We start from the raw sequence: 25,114 nt of genomic DNA, 5'->3' as shown, positions 1-25,114 counted from the left end.
ATTTGCCCCGCTTTGAGACAATGGACGGGTGACTGTAGTAGCAACGCCCCCTTCGCCCAAGCTCGAACTGCCCCCGCTGCAGCTCGGCCGGATCACCGTGGACAACCCCGTGATCCTTGCGCCGATGGCCGGGATCACCAACTCGGCCTTCCGCCGGCTGTGCCGTGAATACGGCGGCGGCCTGTACGTCGCGGAGATGGTGACCTCCCGTGCCCTGGTGGAGCGCACCCCGGAATCGCTGCGCATCATCTCCCATGACGACGACGAAAAGGTCCGTTCCGTGCAGCTGTACGGCGTGGATCCCGTCACCGTGGGCCAGGCCGTGCGCATGCTCGTCGAAGAAGACCGGGCGGACCACATCGACCTCAACTTCGGCTGTCCCGTGCCCAAGGTCACCCGGCGCGGCGGCGGCTCCGCGCTGCCGTGGAAGATCGACCTCTTCACCTCGATCGTCCAGACGGCCGTCAAGGAAGCCTCCAAGGGCGATATCCCGCTGACCATCAAGATGCGCAAGGGCATTGACGAGGACCACCTCACGTACCTCGACGCCGGCCGCATCGCCCGCGATTCCGGCGTCGCCGCCGTCGCGCTCCACGGCCGCACGGCCGCACAGTTCTACTCCGGCCAGGCCGACTGGTCCGCCATCGCGCGCTTGCGTGAAGCCCTCCCTGACATTCCCGTCCTGGGCAACGGCGATATCTGGTCCGCCGAAGACGCAGTCCGCATGGTGCGCGAAACGGGGATCGACGGCGTCGTGGTGGGCCGCGGCTGCCAGGGGCGTCCGTGGCTCTTCGGTGACCTCCAGGCCGCCTTTGAAGGCAGCGATCAGCGCCACCGTCCGGGGCTGCGCGAAGTAGCCGACGGGGTCTACCGCCACGCCGAGCTCATGATCGAAACCTTTGGCAACGACGAATACAAGGCGTTGCGCGAGATCCGCAAGCACATGGCCTGGTACTTCAAGGGCTACGTCGTGGGCGGGGAACTGCGCGCCAAACTGGCCACCGTGCCGACCCTCGAGGTTCTGCGCGAGCTGTTGGACCAACTGGACATGGACCTGCCGTACCCGGGAATCGACTCGGAGGGCCCGCGCGGACGTGCGGGTTCTCCCAAGAAGCCGGCGTTGCCCAAGGATTGGCTGCTCAGCCGCCAGATGGACGCGGACCAGACCCGCGATATCGCCGCAGCCGAACTCGACGTCTCAGGCGGCTAAAGCGCGGCCCGGGCCGGCGCGTGCACGCGCACGGCTCGAGTCGTGGAAAACTTGCTGCATAGGCACCGGCTGAAGAGACGCCGGCGCACGGCAAGCGGAGGAGGCAGATACCCATGGGAACTGAAGCGATGTCTGCAGCACGCCCGGCCGAAAACGCAACGGGCATTCCAGGCTATGTAGAGGCCGACTCGGCACGCTGGGTCCAGGAATCCCGGAAGAATACGTACCGCTCGGACTTCGAGAGGGACCGGGCCAGGGTGCTGCATTCCTCAGCGCTCAGGCGGCTCGGGGCCAAGACCCAGGTGGTGGCCCCGGACACCGACGACTTCGTCCGCACCCGCCTGACGCACAGCCTTGAAGTGGCCCAGGTGGGCCGCGAATTGGGCCGCGCACTCGGTTGCGATCCTGACGTTGTGGACACGGCGTGCCTGAGCCACGATCTTGGCCACCCGCCTTTCGGCCACAACGGGGAATCCGCGCTCAACGAGGTAGCCCACGCAATCGGTGGCTTCGAGGGCAACGCCCAGACCCTGCGCCTGCTGACCCGTCTCGAACCCAAAGTCCTCGCCGCCGACGGCCGGCCCGCGGGGCTTAACCTGACCCGCGCCAGCCTTGATGCCGCGTCCAAGTACCCGTGGTCCGCCGTCGACGCCCCCGTCATCCACGGGCAGCGGAGCAGCAAATTCGGTGCGTATGAGGACGATCTGCCCGTGTTTGCCTGGCTTCGCGATGGCGCGCCGGGCAACCGCTCCTGCATCGAGGCCCAGGTGATGGACTTGGCCGATGACATCTCGTACTCCGTCCACGACGTCGAGGACGCCATCGTTGCCGGCCATTTCCAGCTCAAGTGGCTGGACAATCCGGACCACCGGGCACGCGTGGTGGGGTACACCAAGCAGTGGTACCTGCCGCACAACGATCCCGCCGAAATCGACGCAGCCCTGGCCCGCCTTGAAGCCACGAGCGTCTGGGTCCGCGAGGCCGACGGCAGCCGCAAGTCGATGGCCGCGCTGAAGGACATGACCAGCCAGTTGATCGGCCGGTTCTGCCAGAGCGCCTTGGAGACCACGCGGGCGCACTTCGGCCCGGACCACCTCACCCGGTACGCCGCGGAACTCATGGTCCCAGGGGACACCGTCACCGAGATCGCGGCCATGAAGGGACTTGCCACGACGTTCGTGATCTCCACTGACCATCGGCAGCCCGTCTATGAGCGCCAGCGCGAAGTCCTGCACGCCCTCGTCGGTGTGCTGAACGCGAGCGGAGACCGGCATCTTGAACCCATGTTCGCTGCCGACTGGCGGGACGCGCCCGACGACGGCGCCCGGCTTCGCGTCGTCATCGACCAGGTGGCGTCGCTGACGGACGCTTCGGCGCTGGCGATGTACGAACGGCTTGTCGGCAGCCTGCCGTCGCTCTGGTAGGCCCCGGCGACACCTACGGCGGGCCCACGGTTGCCTGTGCGGAGCGACTAGGATGGTGACGTGGCTGGCCTGATCAAACGTGAAGATATCGACGAAGTACGCCAGCGTACCGATATCAAGGAAGTCGTGGACGGCTACGTCACCCTCAAGGGCGCTGGCCTGGGCACCTTCAAAGGCCTCTGTCCCTTCCACGACGAGCGCTCGCCGTCGTTCACAGTCCGTCCCCAAGTGGGCCGTTACCATTGCTTCGGCTGCGGCGAAGACGGCGATGCCATCTCCTTCGTCCAGAAGATGGATCACAGCTCCTTCCACGAAGCCGTGGAAAAGCTCGCTGCCCGGATCGGCTACGAGCTCCGCTATGAAGACGGCGGCACCGGTCCCAACCGCGAAGAGGTAGGCAAGCGCCAACGGCTGCTCGATGCCCACAAGATCGCTGACGAGTTCTTTCGTGCCCAATTGCTCACTGCGGGTGCCGCCGAGGGCCGGAACTTCCTCCACGGCCGCGGCTTCGATCGCACAGCAGCCGAACAGTTCGGCGTCGGCTACGCGCCGCAAGGTTGGGACGCACTCCTGAAACACCTGCGCGGACGCGGATTCACGGACGCCGAATTGAAGCTGACAGGAATGTTTTCCGAAGGCAACAGGGGCATCTACGACCGTTTCCGGGGCCGGCTCATCTGGCCCATCCGGGACATCGCCGGCGACACCATCGGCTTCGGTGCCCGCAAACTCTACGAGGACGACCAAGGCCCGAAATACCTCAACACTCCCGAGACCGTGCTCTACAAGAAGTCGCAGGTCCTCTACGGCATCGACCTCGCCAAACGGAGCATCGCCAAGGACCGGCAACTGGTGGTGGTAGAGGGGTACACGGATGTCATGGCCTGCCACCTTGCCGGCGTCGGCACCGCCGTGGCCACGTGCGGTACGGCTTTCGGTACGGACCACATCAAGATCGCGCGCCGCTTGCTGTCCGACGACGGCACCGGGGGAGAGGTCATCTTCACTTTCGACGGCGACGCCGCCGGTCAGAAAGCGGCATTGCGCGCCTTTGAGGAGGACCAGCGATTCGTCGCCCAGACTTACGTGGCCGTCGAACCGAGCGGTGCCGATCCCTGCGACTTGCGCCAGCTCAAAGGGGATGCGGCCGTCCGGGACCTGATCGGCACCCGCCGGCCCCTCTTCGAATTCGCCATCCGGGCCTCCCTCAAACGCCACAACCTGGACACCGTGGAAGGCCGGGTCGCCGCCTTGCGGGAGTCCGCTCCCGTCGTGGCCCAGATCCGGGATTCCGGCATCCGTCCGGCCTATGTCCGGGAGTTGGCAGGCTGGCTCGGCATGCCCATCGAGGAAGTCAGCCGCGCAGTGGGCTCGGCCGCCAAACGTGCCGCCTCGGGCGCACCGGCAACGGGCACCGCGGGAACTGCGGGCAATCCAGGAACACCGGGGCACGGTCAGGGCACTCAGCCGGGCCAAGCCGGCCAACCGGCGGCAGCACCGCCGTCGGACGCCCACATCGCCTTCATGCGGCCGGATCCCCGGGATCCCATCGCCGCCATGGAGCGGCAGGCGCTCGAAGTGGTCATCCAGAATCCCGCTGTCCTTGGGGGCGAGGCTGCCCTTGGCGGCGGAGCTGTGCCCAACGGTGGAGCCTGGGAACGGTTTGAGGCCTGCCACTTCGTCACTCCGGCCTACGCCGCGGTGCACACGGCGGTTCGGGCCGCCGGGCTGGTCCACGCGGGAGACCCTGTGGCCTGGGTGGAAGGGATCCGCCAGGAGGTCCCGGAACCGCTCCAGGGCTTGGTCTCCGAGCTCGCCGTGGTTCCGCTCCCGGCCAGCACACCCGAAGCGCTTCAGCGTTATTGCCGCGACATTTTGGCCCGGCTTTTCGAGCTGCAGATCACCAGGGTCAAAGCGGACAAGATGGGTCAATTGCAGCGCCTGGATGCCTCGGCGCAGCCGGAGGAGTTCCAGCGCCTCAACCGGGAACTCATGCAGCTCGAAATGCAGCGCCGCGCGCTCCGCATGGACAGCTAGGGCCTTCGCGGCGCCGATTTCGTTTCCCGGCGGCCCTTTGTTAGGCTTGTACACGCTTCATTCCTCCGTAGCTCAATTGGCAGAGCATTCGACTGTTAATCGAAGGGTTACTGGTTCAAGTCCAGTCGGAGGAGCTTTACTCAAAAATCCCCGTCCTCAGTAGAGGGCGGGGATTTTTGGCGTCTGATGCAGGGTTAAAGGACAAAACGTGCGTATATCCCCGGCGCGTCGTGTCCGGCCAGGGATCGTCTTCGCCCGGACGTGGGATTCTGCTCAATCATTCGAATGGACAAATTCCGGGCCCGCGGAATCAAGGGGCCGGCACCTTCGGCGAAGGGAGTGATCCAGCAGAATGCGACGGTGTCCCGGGACGCAAGCCCCTCCCATACACACGTTTCGTCCTAAACCGGTCTGTGCATTTACCTCGTGGTGAGGGTGACGTCGTCGAGGTACATCCAGGTGTCGTCGGCGGGGGTGGAGCCGTCGAGGTGGACGTTGAACCAGAGGGTGATGGTCTGGCCTTTGTAGGCGGTGAGGTCGGCGGTGAGCTGGGTCCAGGTGCCGTTGTCATTGCAGAGTTTGAAAAGACTGGCCAGGGTGGTGCCGCTCGTAGAGCGGACTTGTGCTTCCATCCAGTCGTATTGGCAGGCCGTGCCGGAGCAGGGGTCTTCCTGGCTGTGGGGTTGGTACCAGAAGGACAGGGTGGTGGTTCCCGTGGCGGGGATGGTGATGGTCTGGGACAGGTTGCTGTCTCCGAGGGGTTCGGCCCCGGAGGCCAGGCCCAGGAGCGCGGAGCCGGTGCCCGTGTGGGCGATGGTGGAGGCCACCGGTGCCCTGACGCCGCCGGTGATCCAGGAGTTGAGCCCGGATTCGAAGCCGCCGTTGATGATGGCCGAGCTGGTGGTGCCGGTGGGCGTGACCGGTGCGGACGCGGTCGAGGCCGTGGAGGTGCCGATCGCGTTGGTGGCGGTGACGGTGAAGGTGTAGGCGGTGCCGTTGCTGAGCCCGGTGACGTTCGCCGTCGTCGCGGGCGGGTTGCCGGTGATGGTGACCGGGGCCAGGGTGGTGGTGCCGGTGTGCGGGGTGATCGTGTAGGAGGTGATCGGGGAGCCGTTGTTGGCCGGGGCGGTCCAGGACACGGCGGCGGAGGCGTTGCCCGCGGTCGCGGTGACCCCGGCGGGGGCGGCCGGTGCCGTGGAACCCGCGGTGGGCGTGACGGGGAGGGAAGCGGTCGACGCCGGGGAGGTGCCGATGGCGTTGGTGGCGGTGACGGTGAAGGTGTAGGCGGTGCCGTTGCTGAGCCCGGTGATGTTGGTGCTGGTGGCGGGCGGGTTGCCGGTGATGGTGACCGGGGCCAGGGTGGTGGTGCCGGCGTGCGGGGTGACCGTGTAGGAGGTGATCGGGGAACCGCCGTTGGCCGGGGCGGTCCAGGACACGGTGGCGGAGGCGTTGCCCGCGGTCGCGGTGACCCCGGTGGGGGCTGCGGGTGCGGTGGGGGTGGTCTGGTTGTTGGTGATGGCGACGTCGTCGAGGTACATCCAGGTGTCGTCCGCGGGGCTGGAACCGTCGAGGTGGACGTTGAACCAGAGCACGACGGTCTGGCCGTTGTAGGCGGAGAGGTTCGCGCTGAGCTGGGTCCAGGTGCCGTTGTTGTTGCACAGTTTGAACAGGCTGGCCAGGACGGTGCCGCTGGCGGTGCGGACTTGTGCTTCCATCCAGTCGTAGCGGCAGGCGGTGCCGGTGCAGGTCTCGTCGGCGGTGTGCGGCTGGTACCAGAAGGACAGGGTGGACGTCCCGGAAGCCGGCATCGTGATGGTCTGGGACAGGGTGCTGTCCCCGAGCGGTTCGGCCCCGGAGGCCAGGCCCAGGAGCGCGGAGCCGGTGCCGGTGTGGGCAACGGTGGAGGCCACCGGTGCCCTGACCCCGCCGGTGGTCCAGGAGCTGAGCCCGGATTCGAACCCGCCGTTCACGACGCCGGGAACCGGTGCGGTCGGTGTCACGGGCGCCGAGGCCGCGGACGGCGCGGACGTCCCGACGGCGTTCGTCGCTGTGACGGTGAACGTGTAGGCGGTGCCGTTGGTGAGGCCGGTGACGGTCGCCGTCGTCGAGGGCGGATTACCGGAGACCGTCACCGGAGCCAGGGCCGTGCCGCCGGAGGAAGGCGTCACGGAATAGGAAGTAATCGGGGACCCGCCGTTGGCAGGCGCGGTCCAGGACACCGCCGCGGACGCGTTGCCCGCCGTCGCAGCCACCCCGGTCGGGGTCCCCGGAACTGACGGAGCCGTGGGGGTGACGGGCGCCGACGCGGCGGACGGCGCGGACGTCCCGACGGCGTTCGTGGCGGTGACGGTGAACGTGTAGGCGGTGCCGTTGGTGAGGCCGGTGACGGTCGCCGTCGTCGAGGGCGGATTACCGGAGACCGTTACCGGAGCCAATGCCGTGCCGCCGGAGGAAGGCGTCACGGAATACGAAGTAATCGAGGACCCGCCATTGCCCGGTGCCGTCCACGACACCACCGCGGACGCGTTGCCCGCCGTCGCGCTCACACCGGTCGGCGCGGCCGGCGCCGTCGCCGCGGTTGAGGCATTTCCCAAGGCCTGGGCGACCGTTTGAACTGATGTGGTCCCGTTGGCTGTTCTCGCTGCGAGCCAAGTGACAAAGGTTTTGAAGAGATTGGGATCGATGGTCAACGTGGGATCAGTTCCCACCGCGATGTGGTGGAAAGTCAGCTGGACCCAGCCCCCTCCCGGTTCCGCGTTGGTCACCAGGTTCTCGAGGTTTTGTAGAGTCCACGTGCTGTCTACTTCATCAGGTGCCGCTGTGTTGTATGGATTGGCCGGGGGGAGCGTTTCCGCAAAGGGGCAGCCGGAGCAGCTCGCGGGCGAACGGATGTCACCCAGATTGCGCGCACTGGCAAAACCGCAATTTTTCACTATTTGTTCGACGGAAGAGTTTTCAGCGGCGAAGGGATAGGCGAAATCGGTGGCATTGAACCCCCAGCCGGCAAGCGTGGTCCGCCCGCCGCAAACCTCATTGGTGGCGGCCGAGGTGGATAACGTGGTGAGATCCGGGTGGGTGATGGTGTGGCCGCCGATCTCGTTCCCGTCCGCGGCGATGCTGTTCAGGTTGGCGCGGGTGAGCCATGACGGATTATCGATCCAGCTGGTCGTAATGAAGAAGGTGCCGTGCAATCCGAGCGACTTCAGCAACTGTTCGGCCGGGAGCTGATCGGCATTGCCGTCGTCGAAGGTCAGGCTGATGATTGTTTTCGGGAGTGCCGCACGCGCGGGAGGCGCCAAGTAGACAACGGAATAGCCGAGCAACAACAGCACGGACGCGGCGGTGGCCCAGCGGAACCATGCGGGCCGCCGGAACAATATGGTCAGGAGCCGCATCGGCTTCCCCTTTTTCTGAACAGACCGGGTCAGAATCCCCAGGTCCGGAGCCTATTGGCAATGCACGGCACGGGTTAAGAGTGGGGGATACCCGTTTTGGACCGGTTTCCCGCTCCTTCACTCAGGCTCCGATACGCATACTCGGACCGAAGGCCGACCTCTCAAGCGAAGGCCGTCGACTCAGCCGAAAGGGGAGTATGTGCCGTCAGAGACGAGTTCGATTGCCCCTCCGGGCACGCTCAGCATCGGTCCATGGCCCGGGAGGATGGTTTCGGCGCCCAACTCCCCGAGGATCCCTACGCTGGCCACAGTCTCCGCCGGGAGGTGATGGAAGACGGCCGGCAACAGCTGTGGACCGCAGACCGGACTGACGGCGTGGCCTGTGACGAGGGCGTCCCCGGTGACCACGGCTTTGGCTGACGGGATGAAGAAAGACGCGTGGCCGCTGGTGTGCCCTGGCGTGCCAATCATCCGGGGAGATCCAGGGAGCGCGTCCAGGATGTCCCGCGTCATCGCAGCGACGCCCGGGACAGCGACGTCGGACAAGCCCCCGGATCGGACAGCGTGGAGGGCCCACGCGCCGACCCTGGGCCGGAGCATCCTCACACCGAGATCCTTGATGGTGACCTGCTCGAGGACCTCCCGGCGGATGTTTGGCAACTCCGCACGCGACGCAAAGACCGGAATGCCCATTGCCGATATTCTCGCGGCATTGCCGATGTGATCAGAGTGGCCATGCGTCAGGAGAACTCCGGCGGCATTTTCCATGGCCAGTCCCAGGAAATTCACGCTCGACTGGAGCAGCGGCCAGTTCCCGGGATAGCCCATGTCAATGAGGGTGAATTCTTCGCCACGCTTGAGGATGGTCCAATTGACTGCCGGGCCTTGGACGAAAAAGACGTCCTCGGCAACTTCCTTCACGTTGTCCTCGGCTGACCAGTTCTTCGACATGCTTCCTTCTGTTCCTGTGCGTCACGGATGCGCCGTGGACGCATCTCGCGAGCCCCGTGCGCGGATCGTGAGCGCCTCTTGCGCGCCTCGTGCGCGCCGGACCATCGTATCCTCGGCGAGGGCGTCGGCACGGCACCATCGAAGATACCCGGGAGGGGTATTTTGTCGCCCCTCCTGCAGTGCCCGGCGCTCGATTTCACTTGAGGCAAAACCTTTGCTAAAGTCATAACCGCTTCATTCCTCCGTAGCTCAATTGGCAGAGCATTCGACTGTTAATCGAAGGGTTACTGGTTCAAGTCCAGTCGGAGGAGCGCGAAAGGCCCCGTACCGGTTTTATTGGTGCGGGGCCTGTTTTTTTGCTTCGTTTTGCCTGATTTCGCCCGATTATTCGAACGGGCAGAATTCCGCCGCCACGTCTTCAGACGAAGTCCATCTCCACCTGGAGGAACCTCGCTGCTTCGGCCACGGCGGATTGGAAGGCGTCATCCTCGGTGGGCGGGGTCCGCGGTTCCCGCGGGTGCCATTCGTGGGCGGCTGAGTGGACTCGGGTGAATCCGCCCCCTGGGGGTGCGTAGAAAATTCCGAACCGCTGGACGGGCCATTCTGGAGAGGTCTCGGGAGCCACGAGCAGGGCCGCGCCGTTGCTCGGATTGAACCATTGCGCAATCGGGCGGCGGCGGTCCTCCGTGAAGAGTCCGGCCGCATAGAGGGCTGCCGATTGCGGGCTGGTCACGGTGCATAGACGATCCCACCACAGCGGCAGGATGCCATCATCCTTGCGCTGCCATGGAGCTGGAATAGGCTGCAGTTCCTGCCAACGGGGCACATCTCAACTTTATCGCCGGGCCATGACCGGCAACAGGCCCCGCAGCAACGGAAGGCCTGCCTAGTCCCTTTTCCACGGCCCGGGATTGATCCGGTAGAGGAGCGCTGAACCGATAACCGCGCCCAGCAGGGCTCCGAACAGAGGGTTTCCGGCCCCGCGGCCCAGCAAGAAGCCGACGACGGCGCCAAGCACCGCTCCGAGGAAAAGGCCCCTGCCGTTGCGGTGCGGTTTGCGCGTCATGACTTGAGCCTACTTCGCCTTGCGGACGTCCCGCCGTCGAACATCAGTGGATGGACGGGACGGACCGCGGCCGCACGACGAGCCACAGCGCCGCCACGGCACCTGCGAGACACGCGGCCTGGACGGCACCCATGGGAACGGCGGAGCCGACTCCAAGCCAGCCGACCACGGGCGGGATGATTCCGGCCATCAGGAAGTTGGAAGCACCCAGCAGGGAAGCCGCCGTGCCGGCCTGTGCACCATGGTTGGCCAGGGCAATCACCTGGACGCAGGGGAACATGAATCCGGTGGCGAGGATGTAGAACCACAGCGGAACCATGACGCCCCATAGGCCGAAGTGGAGCAGGTCGAACACCACGATCAACACTGCCATCAGCAGCATCCAGACTGTGGCAAAAGCCATGATCCATTGGGGTGCCACCCGTCGGATGACCCTGGAGCTGATCTGGACGCCGGCCACGATACCCAGGGAATTGACACCGAACAGCAGGCCGTATTCCTGCGGTGAGAAGTTGTAGACCTGCTGGAACAGGAAGGTTGACGCGGAAAGGTAGGCAAACAGTCCGCCGAAGTTGAACCCGCCTACGAGGAGCATCCCGACAAAAATCCGGTCGGCGAACACGGCCTTGTACCGTTGGCCCGCCGTCGACGTCGTCTGCCGGCGGAGCTCAGCGGGGTACGTTTCCCGGATGAGGAACACTGCGGCAATGATCACCAGGAATCCGTAGCTCGCCAGGAAATAGAAGATCCCGGGCCATGGCACTACCAAAAGCAGTTGTGAACCGATGATCGGAGCCAGGATAGGCGCCAGGCCATTCACCAAGGACATGCGGGAGAACATCCGCACCATCGCGTAGCCCGCGAAGAGGTCCCTGACCATGGCCATGGCCACCACGCCACCGCCGGCGGCACCCACGCCCATCAGGACGCGGAACAGGGCAAGCGTGCTGATGTCCGTGGACAGTGCCGCGCCGAGGGAGGACCCGATGTGCAGGGCGGTGGCCAGGATCAAGGGCATGCGGCGTCCGAACTTGTCGCTGAACGGGCCCACCACCAATTGGCCGATGGCGAAGCCCACCGTGGTGCCGGTCAGTGTGAGTTGGATCGCAGCCGCTGACACGTCGAAATGACGCTCCAGCTCGGGAAACGCCGGCAGATAGAGATCCACGGTAAATGGACCCAAGGCGGTCAAGGCGCCAAGAAGCAGGATATAGAGGAGTTTTTCGCGTCGACTGAGGGAATCGCCCGGTACAGGGGGAGTGTTCACGATTATCAATCCTATGTGCCACAGATCATATTTATCAGCGATAGCGGGGCGCGCCGCAGGCCTGTCCCGGAAGTTGAGGCTGAAGCCGAATGGTAGTTTTGTGGACAGGTGCGCGTGGGCGGTGGTCATCGTGTGCGTGCAGGAGCCGGGTAGGAGCAAGAAGGAAGCAGTGAGGCGGAACCTATGAGTGGACGTCACAGCGGCCGGGCTGGCCAACGCCCGGGCATTTCGGCGTTGCCGAACACCCTGAAGCTTGCAGCCCGGCTTGCGCCGCGGCAGCTCAACGACGAAATCAGCCTGGCCAAGCTTGAGCTCAAGCGCAAGGGAAAGCACCTGGGTGTTGCCGGCGCGTTCGTTGGCGTTGCGCTGGTCTTTTTGTCTTTGCTCGTCATCGCCCTGGTGGTGGCGGCAATCCTGGGCCTGGCCACCGTCATGCCCCCGTGGCTGGCTGCGCTTGTTGTCGCGGCGGCGTTCCTTGTGATCATTCTCATCGGAGCGCTTGTCGCCTTCCGCGCGTTCAAGGCGGCCATGCCGCTTGTACCCGAAAAGACCATCCGGGGCATCAAGCACGATCTCGGCATAGCCAAGGAGGGCACGTCGTTCGACGCGAGCATCCTTGACCCGTCGTCGGAGGCCTACAAGGCAGCGGAAGCAGCGAAAGCCGCCGCCGCGGAGAAGGCCAAGGCCGAAAAGGCCGCCAAGGAAGAAGCACGCAAAGCCGAGCAGCCCCCCGCCCCGAGCGAAGCCGAGCTGCTCCGCCGTCTGGAGCAGCGCCGTGAGCATCTCGCCGACGTTCGCGACCAGCTCGGCGTCGAGCTCGACGTCAAGACCCAGGGAAAGGTCCTCCTCGATGTTGCCGGGCACAAGCTCGACGACGGACGCCGGTTCGCTGCCGACAAGCTCACGGATTTCAGTGAGAAGGTTCCGGCCGGCTTGCCGGAGCGGCTCGCCGCTCGCTGGAAGGAGCTGTTGCTCTTCGCCGCTTCCGCCACGGTGGCCGCAGTTGGTCTACGGAAGCTGTTCAAGTAATCGGGACGGCAATCACCAGCGTCAGCTGCGGACTACGGAAAGGGGGACAGGTGAAGTTCATCGGTGCAGGCGCGCGCCCGGGCCAGCCACAGATCGATCACGATCTCATCTTCACGGTCCCCAATTTCCTGACTGTTTTGCGCTTCATGGGCGTCCCGCTGTTCGTGTGGCTGGTCCTCTGGCAGAGGGAATACGGTTTCGCTGTCCTGGTACTTGCCATCATGGGCGGTACCGACTGGGTGGATGGCTACGTCGCACGGCGTTTCAACCAGACCTCCAAACTGGGCCGCATCCTCGATCCCGTCGCGGACCGTCTGGCACTCATCACGGTGGCTGTCACGCTCGCCATCGCCGGGGTGGTGGATTGGTGGTACCTGGCCGCCTTGGTGGTGCCCGACGTCGTCCTGGCTACAGCCTCGTTGTTCTATTTCCATAGCCACCCCGACCTCCCGGTGAGCCGGATCGGGAAGATCCGCACCGCGTTCCTGCTTCTGGGCACACCCCTCCTGGTCCTCTCCAAGCTCGCGGTTCCCTTCACCGGTGTCTATTTCGTGATCGCCTGGATCTGCCTTGGCTTGGGCCTGGCGGGGCACTGGGTAGCGGCCTACAACTATTTCTGGGCGATTCTCCGCAAGGGCAAAGAACTCAAAGCCCACGACGGCGGTCGCAGCTGATGGTCTGGTTAGCAGTCCTTCTTGCGGTGCTTGGCGCCTTCTGCCTCGCCATTGGCGCCCAGCGGCAGGGCAGCGCGGTCAAAGCCGATACCGGTGGCCTTGCCTTGAGTTCCCATGGTTTCCTGAGGCTCCTCCGAAATCCGCGCTGGATGTTCGGCCTGCTGCTCCTTGCCCTGGGCATGGGCATGAACGCCATTGCCCTGGTGTCGGCACCCTTGACGGTGGTCCAGCCCATCGGCGCCATCGCCTTGGTCATCACCACGGTGGTCAACGCTAAGGACCAGGGACTCAGTATCAACCGCGGCACGGTGGTGGCGATCTCTGCTTGCGTGACCGGCTCGGCGATGTTCGTCCTGTTGGCCGTCAATGCCACCCAGGAGAACCATCACGTCAGCGGCGAGGATGAAATAACCATCGTGCTCCTGCTGGCACTCGCCGTCGGACTTTTTGGCACGTTGGCCGTGATGTTCCGGCACCGCATGAGCGCCTTTGTGTACATCCTGGGTGCCGGGGTGTTGTTCGGGTTCGTCGCCGTCCTGACGCGCATCATCGGCCGGCACCTGCTGGACCCCAACGGGCACTTTCTGCTGAACGTGCAGTGGTACACCGTGGTGGCCATTGCCGCGGCAGGCGGTCTTGGTTCCTGGTTCGTGCAGAGTGCCTATTCGGGCGGGCCGCCGGACCTGGTGATCGCAGGATTGACTGTCATCGACCCCATTGTCGGAATTGCCATCGGCATCGCAATTTTGGGTGAGCTTCGTCCCGATGTCCACGCCGTATTGGCAATCGCCATGGCTGTGGCCGCTTCCCTTGCTATCGTGGGGGTTATTGCCTTGAGCCGGCACCATCCCGAGGTCACCAAGCGAAAGCGTGACGCGAAGGCGGCAGCAAGCCGGAAGGCCTAGGGCAAAAGTTCGACAACCGTGCCCCGCACACCCGCGGCAGGCAACCGGCGAAGACACCGCAGGGCGAGGCGTTTTGCGATGTTCGCACCGTGACCATCAGGAGTTCTCCACGTGACCGTTCCCGAAACCAACAAACCCCTCACCATCTTGATTGCGGCGGAAACCTACCGCCCGCAGGTCAACGGTGCTGCTCAGTTCGGGTACCGGCTTGCCAAAGGAATGAAGGCGCGGGGCCACAACGTCCATGTGCTGGCGTGCCGGGCGGACAACGGCAAGAGCTTTACCGAGTTCGGCGATGAGGGCACGATCCATCGCTTGAAGTCCCACGGCGTCTTTACGCACGAGTACTTCCGCATCTGCTACCCCTGGGAAATCAAGAACGACATTCGGCTGCTCTTCGACAAGGTGCAGCCCGACGTCGTTCACATCCAAAGCCATTACATGATCGGCGAGCACGTCCTCTACGAGGCGAAGAAACGGGGCATCCGGATCATCGCCACCAACCACTTCATGCCCGAAAACCTGAATCCGTTCCTGCCGTTCCCGCAGTGGTTCAAGGACATCATCGGGCGGGTCTCGTGGAAGGACATGGGCAAGGTCATGGGCCAGGCCGACGTCGTCACCACTCCTACGCCGCTTGCTGCCAAGGCGATGCACCAGCACGCATTCCTCCGCAAGGTCCTGCCTTTGTCCAACGGTATTGACGCGGCCGCCTATGAACTGGGGCCGGGCGAAGAGATCGAGCGGCATCCAAACCCCACTGTTCTCTTCGTCGGCCGCCTTGCCGAGGAAAAGCATGTGGACGTCCTGATCGACGCCGTCTCCAAGACACCCGCCGAACTCAACGTCCATCTTGAAATCGTCGGTGGCGGCGAGGTCCGCGCCGCGCTGGAGGCCCAAGCCAAGCGCCTGGGCCTGAGCGAGCGGGTCAGGTTCCTGGGGCTCGCAAGCGATGAGGAACTCAGGAAGTCGTATCTTCGCGCCGACCTGTTCTGCATGCCCGGAACCGCCGAACTGCAGTCCCTCGTGACGCTCGAGGCGATGTCGGCGTCGACGCCGGTTCTTCTCGCCAATGCGATGGCCCTGCCGCACCTTGTGCGCGACGGCGAAAACGGACACCTGTTCACGCCAGGGGACAGCAACGAGTTGGCAGCCAGGATCACAGAGCTCTTCCGACTGCCGGCCAGCGAACTCGAAGCCATGGGCAAGGCGAGCCGCGCCATGGTGGAACCGCACAGCATCCAAGGCACACTACAGACGTTCGAGGACCTCTACCGCGGGGCGAGCTACGAGGACAAGGTCATCTAGCCACGCGAGTCCGGCGTAGCCTGCCGCTTCTCAAGCGACCGAAACGAATTCCCCACCTTTGGGAGACCGAACCGACCGCAATCCCGGATTCCTAAGGTTTCGGAGGTTCGATCAGGACCAAAACCGGGGAACTTCAGCGCCCCTCCGTGGTTTTGGTTATGATCGGTGCGCCTGGGCCTCGGAGATGACTATTATTGCTAGAGTGTTTTGGCCCGGGAGCTTCCTATGGAAGCCCGGGCACTTTACGGGGCTATAGCTCAGCTGGTTAGAGCGCGGGACTCATAATCCTAAGGTCCTCGGTTCAAGTCCGAGTAGCCCTACCTGAAGAGTGCCCCTGACCTGCGGAAACGCTGGGAAGGGGCACTCTCGTTTTTGCGTTCTGAGGTAGCGATCCACCGGAAACCCACCGGAAACGAATTGAACTAGTTTCCGAACGCCTCCAGGAGCGAGGTGTTATCCGGCGCCTCGTGGGTCTTCTGGACGTAGTGCTTCCTCGTCACGTTTTCGCTCGAGTGGCCAAGCTGGGCGGAAGCGACAGCCACGCCTGACGAGGCTTCCAACAGGGTTCCGACGGTCTTTCGAAAGGTGTGCGGGGTGACCCATTGGAATCCAAGATCCAAACTCGCAGAACGCCACTGCCTGCGGAAGTTGTTGGGATCGCGCAGCGAACCAACGGCCGAGGGGAACACGACGTCCCATGGGTTGGCCTCCAGTTGGCCAATTTGCCGTCTCAGGAGCATTTCCACGGCGAAAGACGGTAGGAAGTACTTTTGCCGGGAATTGGCGCTCTTTGGGTGGTCCTGGATGGTCAGCCCCTTTTTGGGCACGTAGACAATCGTTCCGTTCACCGTGACGGTTGGTTTCTCGGATTTTAGATCGACGTCCTTCCACCGTACGGCTAAGGCCTCACCAATGCGTGCGCCCGTGGCGAGCATGATGTCGATGACGTCGAGGATGTCCACAGTCGGGTATCGGCCGGCCTGCTTTTTATCGGCCTCCCATTGCCTGAGACCTGCACGTAATGCCCCGACCTCTGTGACGGTTAGCGCCCGGACTTCCTTGTGATTTATCGGGATGGTCGCCACGTCCCGCAGAGGGTTCCCATCCAGAGCGCCGTGGCGCGCTGCGAGACCGAGCATTCCAGACAGCACCGTTTTGCACTGCTTGGCCGTGCCGTTGCCATGCTTGATGCGCATGGTCTTGAGGAAGCGATCCAAAGTGGAGACTGTTGCCTCGCGAATTCGTAAGCCCCCGACTCCGGGAGAAACGTAGTTTTCCAGGATGTCCCTATACCGAGTGCGTGTATTGATGGCACGATCCGCATCCTCAAATTCCGCCCACCAAATCAGACCGAGCTTGGTGATCCGAGTGTCTGAAGTGATGTCTTCACCTGCGGGCATGGCACGGTCCGTGAGCGCAGCAATCAGCAGCCTTTCGGCCTTTCCGCCTTTGTCGTTCTTCGACGTGGCCGCCGCCCGAGCCTCGACTTTGCGGGTGACGCCGTCGAAGTCCCGGAATCTGGCCATTGCACGCCAGACCCCTGGCGATACCTCATCTCGGCTGATCTTGCCCCAGGTGCCGATTTGGAGCGGTGGCCTAGACATTGTGGGTGCTCCCTTCTCGCCCGATTGGCCTGCTCGAGCCCAGTTTAAAGCTGCCAGCCGACATTTATTCGGCTGGGCTCTTGCGTGGGCGGCCCGTCAAACCACATGCCTTGGTGCGGACTGGCGAATGGCGCGGGTCCGGCGGCGTCGATGATTCGCTGAATGCTCACGGTCTGAGATTTCCGCTCCCATTCGTACTCCGCCGGTACAGGTCCGAGCGGAAGGGGTGAGTCTCCGATGCCCCATCTGTCCCGGTGGATGGCGACGGTGCCAATCACGCGGCGTAGATCTTCTGCACTCACGTTCGGTCGCAGAGCTCCGAGAAGGTTTCGTTTCCATTCGGGGTGATTTATGAGTGCTTCGAAGGTGACTTTGTCGGTCCGGCGTTGTATTAACTTCTGTACCTGGCTGATCATGCTTGCGAGATCGTGACGCTCGGTGCGGATCGGCTCGGCCAAGGGATCAGGCCCTCCGGCGGCCATTCTGTTGAGGAAGCTGCGGAGTCGGGCATGGATGACCGCGGTCGGGTCATTAGCTGACGCGCTTGTCTCCAGCGCGTTGGCGACAATCCGCAGGGCACTTGGTCGGCTTACACTTGTGGATCTGCGCCAGGCCGCGACGGTTGCTCCCCACGACGGGGACTGTTGCAGTTCCTTTAGATTCCTAGGGTTGTGCGCCGTAAGGAACTTGGTCAGGTCGTCGGCTGCCGCGATTTGCGCGAGGTAGTCGTATTCGGCGCTGAGCCTTTCCAGGCTGTCTGCTTTGGATTGTTCTGCGTCGCGGACTTCGTGGGCGGCCCGTTCGGCGCCTTCGGCAGCGAGCACTTCGCCAAGGATCTCTCGCCACGACGCTTGCAAGGAGGGATCAAGTGGCTCGTGGTCGGCGGGGTCACTTTCGCTGACGTAGGCGTAGTTACCGCCGCGTCCCCGGGTCATGCTGACGTAGAGAAGCTCACTGGTGAGCCGGCCTTGGGTGACGATGGTGTGGCCAGCGTCGACCGTAATCCCCTGGGAGCGGTGCGCCGTGGTCGCGTAACCGAGCTCGACCGCGGACTCGATATAATCGCGGTGAAGGGTGACGATGGCGCCGGTGTCCCTGCGGACCGCGGTGAGGGACCCGTCGCGCCCGCCGGCACGGACGACGTCGAGCAGGCTTCCGTTGCGGATGAAGTCGCCGTTGCTGTCTGTAACCGTGCGGTCGTTGCGGCGGGCGATGACCGTGTCACCGCGGCCGGCACGCAGACCGTCACCAAGCAGTGCTGTGTGTTCGGCGTCCACCAGACTATGGATCACCCGGTCGGCCTGGGCCCGTTCGTTGAGCATGCCGACGGTGTCGTTGTCCGCGGCGATCAAGATCGACGACCTTCCGGCCCGGATGTCCGCCTGCCAGTTCAGATAGGCCTGGTCGACCATGTCCAGGTAGTTGCCGTGCCGTATTCGTTGGTGCTTGTCATATTCGGCGATGGCCTCAGGGTCCCCGGCACGCAGCTTCAGCGAAGCCTCCCGCTCCCAGGCGTGGTCGAACCGCCAGATGGTGCTCAATCTTGTGGTTTTGCCTTGCCGGTCCAGCCAGCCGAGGATGCCGCCGGCATCGATGGCATCCAGCTGGCGGGGATCACCGACCAGCAGGACCTTCGCTCCGGCGTCGTTGGCCTGATGCACCAGGGCGGACAACTGAACGGTAGACACCATGGAGGCTTCGTCGACCACGACGAGCTGGTTGGGATGAAACCGCCACCGATCCTGCTCGGCGGCCAAGCGGGCGGCTTCCTGAGCGGCGCGCGTATTTGTAGCCCACGAAATACGCAGGCGCTCTTCGGTCGCGAAGAAGCGTTCGCCCCGGTGACTGGCTCCTGCCCCGACAGACTCGTACAGCCACTTCGCGACATTCTCCGTGACCATCGACAACTCCCGTCCCAGAACCTCGGCGCTCGCCGCCGCAGGGGCCAGCCCGACGACACTGCCGGCCCCGAACTCTGCTTCCCACGCGGCTTTGATCGCGCCGAGGGTGGTGGTTTTGCCGGTGCCGGCCGGTCCGACGACCGCGTCTAGACGGTTGCCGCTGAGCAGCACCTGACCCGCGGCGGCTCGCTGGTCCTGATGCAGCCCGAACCTGCCGTGGTGTTTGTATCCGGCGAGTGCCTCCATGGCAGCGGATGCGCTGATGGCCGGTCCACCGTCGTTGTTCCTTGCCGCCATGACGGTCTCCTCGCTGGCGAGGGTCGAGGCGTCCGTGTAGAGACGGGAGCCGTGGAAGTCGAAGACGCTCTGCTCGCCGAGGCGGAGATCTGGCCGCGCGTCCGAGGGGACGCTGTACCGGTAGTCGTTCAGTGGAACCGATTGGGTCTCGGCAGCTGTGGCCACGGCGTCGATCAGAGCGTTACGGTCCTCGGGGGCATGGCAGCGGATTGCGGCGCAGACCCGTTCGGCCTCGGCGATCAGGTTCCACCGGTTCCAGGTCGCGCGTTTGGCCGCGACACGGTCCCGGGTCAGCGAGGCCGCGGCGTCGACCCAGGATGCTTCGAAGTCGCAGGCACGGAAAGGGGTGGCATGCGACCGCCGGACGGTGGCGGCCAGCACAACTCCGGGGTCGAAGCCCTTGGCGGTGGCCCGCGACCGCCAGCGAGCCGAGAGTTCGTGGAGAGGGGCGATGGAGTCGGGTTTGGGGGTTCGGGTGGCGAGGGTGGCCTGCTGGCGGAGCTTGATGGTGGTTGTCGCCGATGGGGGAGTGCCGTGGTCTTTGGTCCATTCGGCTACGAGGCGGTCGGTTTCTACCTCGATGAGGCGGGAGCGGTTTGAGAATTCGAGGACCAGGGCGTCGTCGATACCGGTGAGCTGCGGGCTGGGATTGTGTGTGGTGGCTGCTGGCTGGCGGATCTCGGTGTCGGTCCCGAGCTGGCGGTGGAGGGCGTCGAAGAGCAGCCCGTTGTAGTGCTCGCTGGCGGCGACCGCTGCTTTGTAGAGGGTCCGGGAGTCGAGCGTGACCCAGGCGTCGTCGATCATGCGTTGCACGCGGTTGGCGATGACCAAGTGCGTGTGGAGCTGCGGGTCTCCGGAGCGTGATTCCCAGTGATCGAACGCGGCGGCAACCGCGCCGCGGGTGTCGAGGCGGGCGACGCCGTTGCGTCCGGCCCGGGTGTGGATGACAAGCTTTTCCAGCCAGTCGAGGGTGGCGGTGACAGCGTCGTGGTGGGTCTGCAGGATCTGGTTCTGGAGGGCCCGAGGGCTCAGCGCCCAGAGCACGGACACGGATTTCGGGACGCTGAAGGTGAGGTCGAATCCGGCGACGGCGCGGCGCGTGCTGGATTGGCCGTGGTTGTTTTGGGCGATGGTTGGTTGGCCGTGTGGTCGGCCAAGAGGCGCAGCCGTGTCTGGATGGGTCGCGCTATCGAAGATGGCTCTGGCATCGGATTCGGTGACCGCGTCACCGGTTGTACGGTTGATGCCTTTCAACCCGGAGCCGATCCAGCGACCCTGTGGAGTCCCGGCCTTCATGTAGTACGTGGTGGTATCTGCTGGGGCGACCGTCCGATCGTCCATCATCGTCGTCTTGAACAGGTACTTCAGGCCCGATTGCGCGGACAGCCTGGCGATGGACATCGTCATGGCCGGGGTACGGTCGGTAGCCGATGGCTGGACGTCCATCTACGACGGCGAGGGCTGGAGGGCGGGTCGATCCCATCCCCGCACTCCTTCCAAAGTTTCCAGTTCACCTCGATTCATCGACTCAGCGCCCAACCGCTACATGACCTGCCGGGAGGCGTGGCTCACGGCGAGCCTTGAGTGCCAGAGGTGTAAGGGAGGGGAGGTGTAAGGGAGGGGAGGTGTAAGGGAGGGGAAGTGTAATGCCTTACCGAGGGAAGAGAACGGTTAATAGTTGCGCCGCTTGGCGACGTCGGTGAACCCGCGGAGTGTATGAAGCAACGGACAACAGGAGGCAACGCCCGCAAGTTCGTCGTTGGGACCTGTGCCGGCGGGCCACCTCGCAGCCGCGTCTTGTGAGCGCTCTGCGGTCCAGTCCCTGGGCAAGGACGGAATCGGGAACCTCAATGTGGCGTCGAGTTCCCTTCCGTACAACTCTTTCGAGAGCACCTTGACAGGAGTAATTACGACCGGACAACGAGGTCAGTGGCAGATCGGCCGGCCCGCCGCCGTGAATGGCAATGCGATGAGGAACCCCCGCGCGAGTCGGGAGCGACTCCAGCGCAGGGATTCCCGGCGGCTGCACAAATGGGGGACATGCGAAGATACCAGAACAACCGTACGCCCATGGCCGCCTTCGACGCCGTACCTGTGGGCCTGGGTTTGAGGCTCGGTGGACTTGTCGGACATTTCCGTCCCAGGAAGGGGACACGTCATACAACAGAACCCAATCCTCTGGTCGTGACGCAGGATCAGGGCGGGGAGGGGACTCGCCAATGCCGGCTCCCTCCGGTATGGTTGGCGCCTGACGTCATGTGGTGCGAGGCACCTTTTTTGGAATACGCATTCGTTCCGCGGGTCAGCAGAGCCGGAACGCAGCGACGCGTTCAGGCCCATGAGCAACGTCTAGCGGCCCTTCGGGGCCGGACGTGAAGGAGGACTTCCATGACAGGTTCATTCGAGCTGTTCGAAGATCAGCGCGGCTGCTTCAGGTTCAGGATCACAGCCCCCGACGGGACAATGATGGCCCTCTCCGGGGACTTCCCTGACAAGCGGTCAGCGGTAGCCGGCATCGAAGCCGTGCGAGAATACGCCGGAATGGGTCTTATAACCGACCAGTGTCCGAAGATCCCGCTGCGTGCACCGGACGCCGGGGACAACGAGGGTACAGGCCGTCGACGCAGCACGATCGCGGCCGCCCCGGAGCCCTCTCTCACGCCTCGGCAGACAGCCCCGCACTTGATCGGGACGGTCCACGCTCCGCAGCGCACAGCCCCGCTGGAAATGGCCGGTGCCGGCCACCGCGCAGTCACAGCCCGTCCTCGCCAACGGCAGCCCTGACTGGGTCCGGCCACGGTCACAAAACGAACAGCCTGCGCTTAGCATGTGCACCGCTTGGCATCCCGTACCTCCCATTTTGCCGGACACGGCGCCGCCCGCCGACACCACCGCCGGGTTCCTGCGACCACCTAAAACCACCTGAAACAGGTAGTCGGCACTCAAGTGCGGGGCCGCATCCGCGGCCTACGATCAGCACGAGGGCGTTTCCCTGAAAGATGCTCTCGGTGGTAGCTGCGCCAATGCCCGGCACAAGGTGACACCGGGCATTGGCGCGTTTCCTTGTCGCCGGTCCACGCATCCGCGCGGCCGGGAATCAGCAGCTCACGCATTTTGTTACAAATGCACCGTCGCGGCGTGGACACCGGAACAACCACGGAAACACTGTCTGGGGAGACCACGACCTCCAGCTCCACCAAGGAGAACGCCGGGACTTAGACGCTGCCGTTGAGAATGTAGTCCACCGCCGCGGCTCCTGTTTCAAGGACAATTAGCACGGATCAAGCGGGACAAAATATCTGCGGCGGTTAATGACGACTTTGATACCGGTTCTCGTCCGGGGCGGTTGCGTTCCCGCCGGTCCTCCGGCCTCCGTGGGTGGCTGAGACAATGGCCGCGACAACATCGGCGGTAATCCGTCGTTTGAAGGCTTGGCGCTGCAGCCGCTCGCCTGTTCCGCGGGAGAAGATGTCTGCGAGGCCGGCGCGGGCGAACATGAGGTCTCCGGATTGTTCCAGTGCGTGGCGGACATGGCCGGTCAATTCGTTGACTGCTGTGGCGGTGGGTCGGGGCCGTCCATCGAGGGGCCCGAGCAGGGGACCGTTGACCCCGAAACGGCTCGCCTGCCAGTTGGCGAGCCTGAGCGTGCCGGTGTCCACGGCCGGGGGCGCGGTACCGAGCCGCCATTCCCGGGCGGCGGTTTCAACCAGGGCCCGGATCAGCGCGGCGATGACGGCGGCGTCCTCGGCGTACAGGCAGATGTCGGCGATTCTGATCTCGACCGTGGGATTGTCTTTCGAAAGCCTGGCATCGAAGTAGACCATGCCCGCATCAAGGAGCACCCCTGTTCCGATAAGCCCGGCTATGGCGCGGTCGTAACCGGCGGCGGAGCCGAAGACCTCGGTCGGCCCGGCCGTGGGCCACCTACTCCACATTTGCGTGCGGTAGCTGGCGAAACCGGTGTTTTCGGCCTTCCAGAACGGTGAGTTGGCACTGAGCGCCAGCAGCACCGGAAGCCAGGGCCGGATCCTGTCCAGCACTCCGACGCCTTCTTCACGGGATTCAATGGACACGTGGACGTGGAACCCGCAGGTGATCTGCTCCCGGGCAACCGCACCGAACCGCTCGGCCATCACCTCGTACCGCGGGTTCCCCATGGTCGGGGTCGCCGAGTACAACGGCGGAGTTGCGGTCGCAGCAATCCTGGCCCCCAGCAAGCCGGCCGCCGCGTCCGCCAAGGCCCGCCCGGCCCGGATTTGCGCCAGAAGCTCATCCACGGTCCCGCATGGCCTCGTGTTGACCTCGAGCTGCTCCTGCTTGAATTCCGTATTCAGTACAGGCCCGGAGTCCCTGGTCCCGGCAGCGTCCAGGGCCGCTCCGGCCAGCGGCAGAGGCAATCCGCTTCCCGCCGAAACGATCAAGAGCTCTTCCTCAACCCCGATCGTGCGCATCTGCGTCTTCCTGTCGAACATCGGTTGGCTGGAGAAAGGGAGCACCCGGCCAGAGCCAGGGTCGCCGCTACTTGATCCGTGGTCCTTCCTGGGGCGGGTGCAATTGTTGTTCGAGTTTGGCTTCCGCGTCGTTGCGGCGCCGCGCCAGCACACGCATTTGATGCGTGGCCGGTCTACCGGCGTCATCCATCAACGTCACCGGTCGCCGTGTCACCCGATGGGCTGGATGCGGCGGGACCTACGGCTTCTTGTTTCCACTCATGCTTGCATCATCCCACCGCGCCCTCCCGGGCAGAAGGTATCTCCAGGACATGGGACAGCGCCGCGGTTCCGGCCGTTTGATCTTGTCAGCGTCCCGTCCCATACCTAGACACTCTAGGCATGGGACGAAGTTCAGTGAACGGACAGCTTGACCTGCTGTTGCTTGGCTCGCTCGGGGCGGGCGACGCACACGGCTACGCGCTGATCGCGCGCATTCACGAGCGCAGCGGCGCGCGGATTGAGCTCCAGGAGGGCTCGGTCTACCCCGCGCTGCACAAGCTCGAGGCCGCGGGGTGCGTCGCGAGCCGCTGGGCGGACGACGACGGCGGCCGACGTCGCGTCTATGCGCTCACCGGGGCCGGACACGCCGAGCTTGCCCGCAAGGTGGAGGAATGGAAAGGCTTCTCGGCGGCGGTGCAGGGCGTTCTTGGAGCGGCGTCGTGAACGCGGGAACAGCTTGCATTCTGCCGTCCATGGCCTGGTGAGTGACTAAAACCGGCCGGATGGCCTTCGGGGTTGTGACAGGATGCGATGAGTGGGATGGTGGATGGTGTCTCAAGCAGAGGGATGCGAAGGCGATGGCTGCCCAGGGCGCGGCTCCGTGGCAGTGGTGAGGCACCAAATGAAAAATCCACGACTCACGGCGCGAATGATGCTCCTGCACGACACCGAGTGGCTTGACGAACTATGGCTTTGGTACTGGGCCAACGGCGGTAACGCAGATAAATTCGAATTCGAGGCACTCCTGCATGGACTCGGCGAGGAGGATCCCTTTGATGAAAAGATCCTTGCTTGGGCAATCGAAGACCTCTCATGCCGCCTTGCATAGCGCTTGCGTGGCCGCCAAACGAATGCCCTGCAGACTTTTGGCCCATTTGTATCAACTTGGCACCGACACCTGCTCTTCATGCCATCACCGGTAATCATCGATGTCGTTTCCCTTCTGTCCTCGATCTCTTCCGGGCCTGCGGCTGGAGCGGGTCGACGGTGGTCGAGGCCGGAGATACCGCGGTAACCTTCGGCGTCCACCTCACGGCCGCAAAAGTTGATCGTTAGAGTTGGGCCATGATGACCTCGCATTTTCAACAGTTCCTCCGCGAGGCAACTATCCGGGACCCTGGGGCCGCTGGTGACCTGCTGGGGCCGGACAGTTTCTACGGGCTGTACATCAGCTGGTGCCTCCTCCACGGGATCACCCCTGTGCCGGACACCGACTTCCGAGCCGGCATGCGCCGCTGCGGCATCGACATCCACCACAGCGGGCTGGCGATGACCGGACCCGCCGCGGCCGACTACATCGTGGCCAGCCACCCCGACGTCAGCTGAACCTGTGG

Annotated in this window: 19 protein-coding genes and 3 tRNA genes; 14 read left to right on the top strand and 8 right to left on the bottom strand. The window is 64.3% G+C overall.

What is annotated here, in order from left to right; all coding sequences use genetic code 11:
* Positions 1 to 28 precede the first annotated feature (28 nt).
* The 4 genes from dusB to ACSBOX_RS14480 all read left to right on the top strand — a co-directional run bounded on the left by dusB (position 29) and on the right by ACSBOX_RS14480 (position 4,805).
* Positions 29 to 1,210, top strand: coding sequence for a tRNA dihydrouridine synthase DusB (dusB, locus tag ACSBOX_RS14495; protein ID WP_442543069.1), 1,182 nt, complete (start codon positions 29 to 31; stop codon positions 1,208 to 1,210).
* A gap of 113 nt (positions 1,211 to 1,323) precedes the next feature.
* Positions 1,324 to 2,634 carry a deoxyguanosinetriphosphate triphosphohydrolase gene (locus ACSBOX_RS14490; protein ID WP_442543068.1) on the top strand — a complete coding sequence of 437 codons (1,311 nt, stop codon included), beginning with the start codon at positions 1,324 to 1,326 and terminating at the stop codon, positions 2,632 to 2,634.
* Between the two features lie 60 nt (positions 2,635 to 2,694).
* Positions 2,695 to 4,671 carry a DNA primase gene (dnaG, locus tag ACSBOX_RS14485; protein WP_442543067.1) on the top strand — a complete coding sequence of 659 codons (1,977 nt, stop codon included), beginning with the start codon at positions 2,695 to 2,697 and terminating at the stop codon, positions 4,669 to 4,671.
* 61 nt (positions 4,672 to 4,732) lie between these two features.
* Positions 4,733 to 4,805, top strand: a tRNA-Asn gene (locus tag ACSBOX_RS14480).
* A gap of 285 nt (positions 4,806 to 5,090) precedes the next feature.
* Here ACSBOX_RS14480 and ACSBOX_RS14475 read toward each other — a convergent pair.
* Together ACSBOX_RS14475 and ACSBOX_RS14470 are read right to left on the bottom strand one after the other, a co-directional pair.
* Positions 5,091 to 8,066 (bottom strand): fibronectin type III domain-containing protein, encoded by a 2,976-nt coding sequence (locus tag ACSBOX_RS14475; RefSeq protein WP_442543066.1) that lies wholly within the window; start codon positions 8,064 to 8,066, stop codon positions 5,091 to 5,093.
* A gap of 180 nt (positions 8,067 to 8,246) precedes the next feature.
* Positions 8,247 to 9,017, bottom strand: a complete 771-nt coding sequence (locus ACSBOX_RS14470; protein ID WP_442543065.1) for an MBL fold metallo-hydrolase — start codon at positions 9,015 to 9,017, stop codon at positions 8,247 to 8,249.
* 238 nt (positions 9,018 to 9,255) lie between these two features.
* Between ACSBOX_RS14470 and ACSBOX_RS14465 the strand changes: the two genes are divergently transcribed.
* Positions 9,256 to 9,328, top strand: a tRNA-Asn gene (locus tag ACSBOX_RS14465).
* A gap of 107 nt (positions 9,329 to 9,435) precedes the next feature.
* Here ACSBOX_RS14465 and ACSBOX_RS14460 read toward each other — a convergent pair.
* Genes ACSBOX_RS14460 through ACSBOX_RS14450 form a run of 3 tightly spaced genes read right to left on the bottom strand, consistent with a single transcriptional unit; the run spans position 9,436 to position 11,356 of the window.
* A complete protein-coding gene (locus tag ACSBOX_RS14460) occupies positions 9,436 to 9,843 on the bottom strand; it encodes a hypothetical protein (protein ID WP_078105782.1) in 408 nt (135 codons plus the stop codon).
* A gap of 60 nt (positions 9,844 to 9,903) precedes the next feature.
* Positions 9,904 to 10,083 (bottom strand): glycine zipper domain-containing protein, encoded by a 180-nt coding sequence (locus ACSBOX_RS14455; RefSeq protein ID WP_442543064.1) that lies wholly within the window; start codon positions 10,081 to 10,083, stop codon positions 9,904 to 9,906.
* A 43-nt stretch (positions 10,084 to 10,126) separates the two neighbouring features.
* Positions 10,127 to 11,356, bottom strand: a complete 1,230-nt coding sequence (locus ACSBOX_RS14450) for a multidrug effflux MFS transporter (RefSeq protein ID WP_442546038.1) — start codon at positions 11,354 to 11,356, stop codon at positions 10,127 to 10,129.
* A 177-nt stretch (positions 11,357 to 11,533) separates the two neighbouring features.
* Here ACSBOX_RS14450 and ACSBOX_RS14445 point away from each other — a divergent pair, with 177 nt between their 5' ends.
* The 5 genes from ACSBOX_RS14445 to ACSBOX_RS14425 all read left to right on the top strand — a co-directional run bounded on the left by ACSBOX_RS14445 (position 11,534) and on the right by ACSBOX_RS14425 (position 15,586).
* Complete coding sequence (locus ACSBOX_RS14445; protein WP_442543063.1) at positions 11,534 to 12,379, top strand: phage holin family protein; 846 nt, start codon at positions 11,534 to 11,536, stop codon at positions 12,377 to 12,379.
* Positions 12,380 to 12,429: 50 nt separating this feature from the next.
* A complete protein-coding gene (locus ACSBOX_RS14440; RefSeq protein WP_442543062.1) occupies positions 12,430 to 13,053 on the top strand; it encodes a CDP-alcohol phosphatidyltransferase family protein in 624 nt (207 codons plus the stop codon).
* Positions 13,053 to 13,958 (top strand): DMT family transporter, encoded by a 906-nt coding sequence (locus ACSBOX_RS14435; protein WP_442543061.1) that lies wholly within the window; start codon positions 13,053 to 13,055, stop codon positions 13,956 to 13,958. The genes ACSBOX_RS14440 and ACSBOX_RS14435 overlap by 1 nt, the downstream gene beginning before the upstream one ends.
* Before the next feature lie 111 nt (positions 13,959 to 14,069).
* Complete coding sequence (locus ACSBOX_RS14430) at positions 14,070 to 15,266, top strand: glycosyltransferase (protein ID WP_442543060.1); 1,197 nt, start codon at positions 14,070 to 14,072, stop codon at positions 15,264 to 15,266.
* 246 nt (positions 15,267 to 15,512) lie between these two features.
* Positions 15,513 to 15,586: transfer RNA gene (locus ACSBOX_RS14425), tRNA-Ile, on the top strand.
* Positions 15,587 to 15,688: 102 nt separating this feature from the next.
* Here ACSBOX_RS14425 and ACSBOX_RS14420 read toward each other — a convergent pair.
* On the bottom strand, positions 15,689 to 16,870 hold the full coding sequence (locus ACSBOX_RS14420; protein WP_442543059.1) for a tyrosine-type recombinase/integrase: 1,182 nt from the start codon (positions 16,868 to 16,870) through the stop codon (positions 15,689 to 15,691).
* Positions 16,871 to 16,914: 44 nt separating this feature from the next.
* Positions 16,915 to 20,514 (bottom strand): MobF family relaxase, encoded by a 3,600-nt coding sequence (mobF, locus tag ACSBOX_RS14415; RefSeq protein WP_442543058.1) that lies wholly within the window; start codon positions 20,512 to 20,514, stop codon positions 16,915 to 16,917.
* A gap of 942 nt (positions 20,515 to 21,456) precedes the next feature.
* On the opposite strand from mobF, the gene ACSBOX_RS14410 reads away from it, so the two are divergent.
* On the top strand, positions 21,457 to 21,852 hold the full coding sequence (locus ACSBOX_RS14410; RefSeq protein WP_442543057.1) for a YegP family protein: 396 nt from the start codon (positions 21,457 to 21,459) through the stop codon (positions 21,850 to 21,852).
* A 524-nt stretch (positions 21,853 to 22,376) separates the two neighbouring features.
* Here ACSBOX_RS14410 and ACSBOX_RS14405 read toward each other — a convergent pair.
* Positions 22,377 to 23,519 (bottom strand): glutamate--cysteine ligase, encoded by a 1,143-nt coding sequence (locus tag ACSBOX_RS14405; RefSeq protein ID WP_442543056.1) that lies wholly within the window; start codon positions 23,517 to 23,519, stop codon positions 22,377 to 22,379.
* A 381-nt stretch (positions 23,520 to 23,900) separates the two neighbouring features.
* On the opposite strand from ACSBOX_RS14405, the gene ACSBOX_RS14400 reads away from it, so the two are divergent.
* From ACSBOX_RS14400 to ACSBOX_RS14390, 3 genes are all read left to right on the top strand, one after another.
* Positions 23,901 to 24,224, top strand: coding sequence for a PadR family transcriptional regulator (locus ACSBOX_RS14400; protein WP_442543055.1), 324 nt, complete (start codon positions 23,901 to 23,903; stop codon positions 24,222 to 24,224).
* Between the two features lie 178 nt (positions 24,225 to 24,402).
* A complete protein-coding gene (locus tag ACSBOX_RS14395) occupies positions 24,403 to 24,609 on the top strand; it encodes a hypothetical protein (RefSeq protein ID WP_442543054.1) in 207 nt (68 codons plus the stop codon).
* Positions 24,610 to 24,845: 236 nt separating this feature from the next.
* Positions 24,846 to 25,106: a hypothetical protein gene (locus ACSBOX_RS14390; RefSeq protein WP_442543053.1), complete on the top strand. Its 261-nt coding sequence runs from the start codon at positions 24,846 to 24,848 to the stop codon at positions 25,104 to 25,106.
* Positions 25,107 to 25,114: the final 8 nt, after the last annotated feature.

Source organism: Arthrobacter sp. KN11-1C (assembly GCF_052180225.1).
Lineage (GTDB): Bacteria > Actinomycetota > Actinomycetes > Actinomycetales > Micrococcaceae > Arthrobacter.
This window is presented reverse-complemented; position numbering and strand designations above follow the sequence as displayed.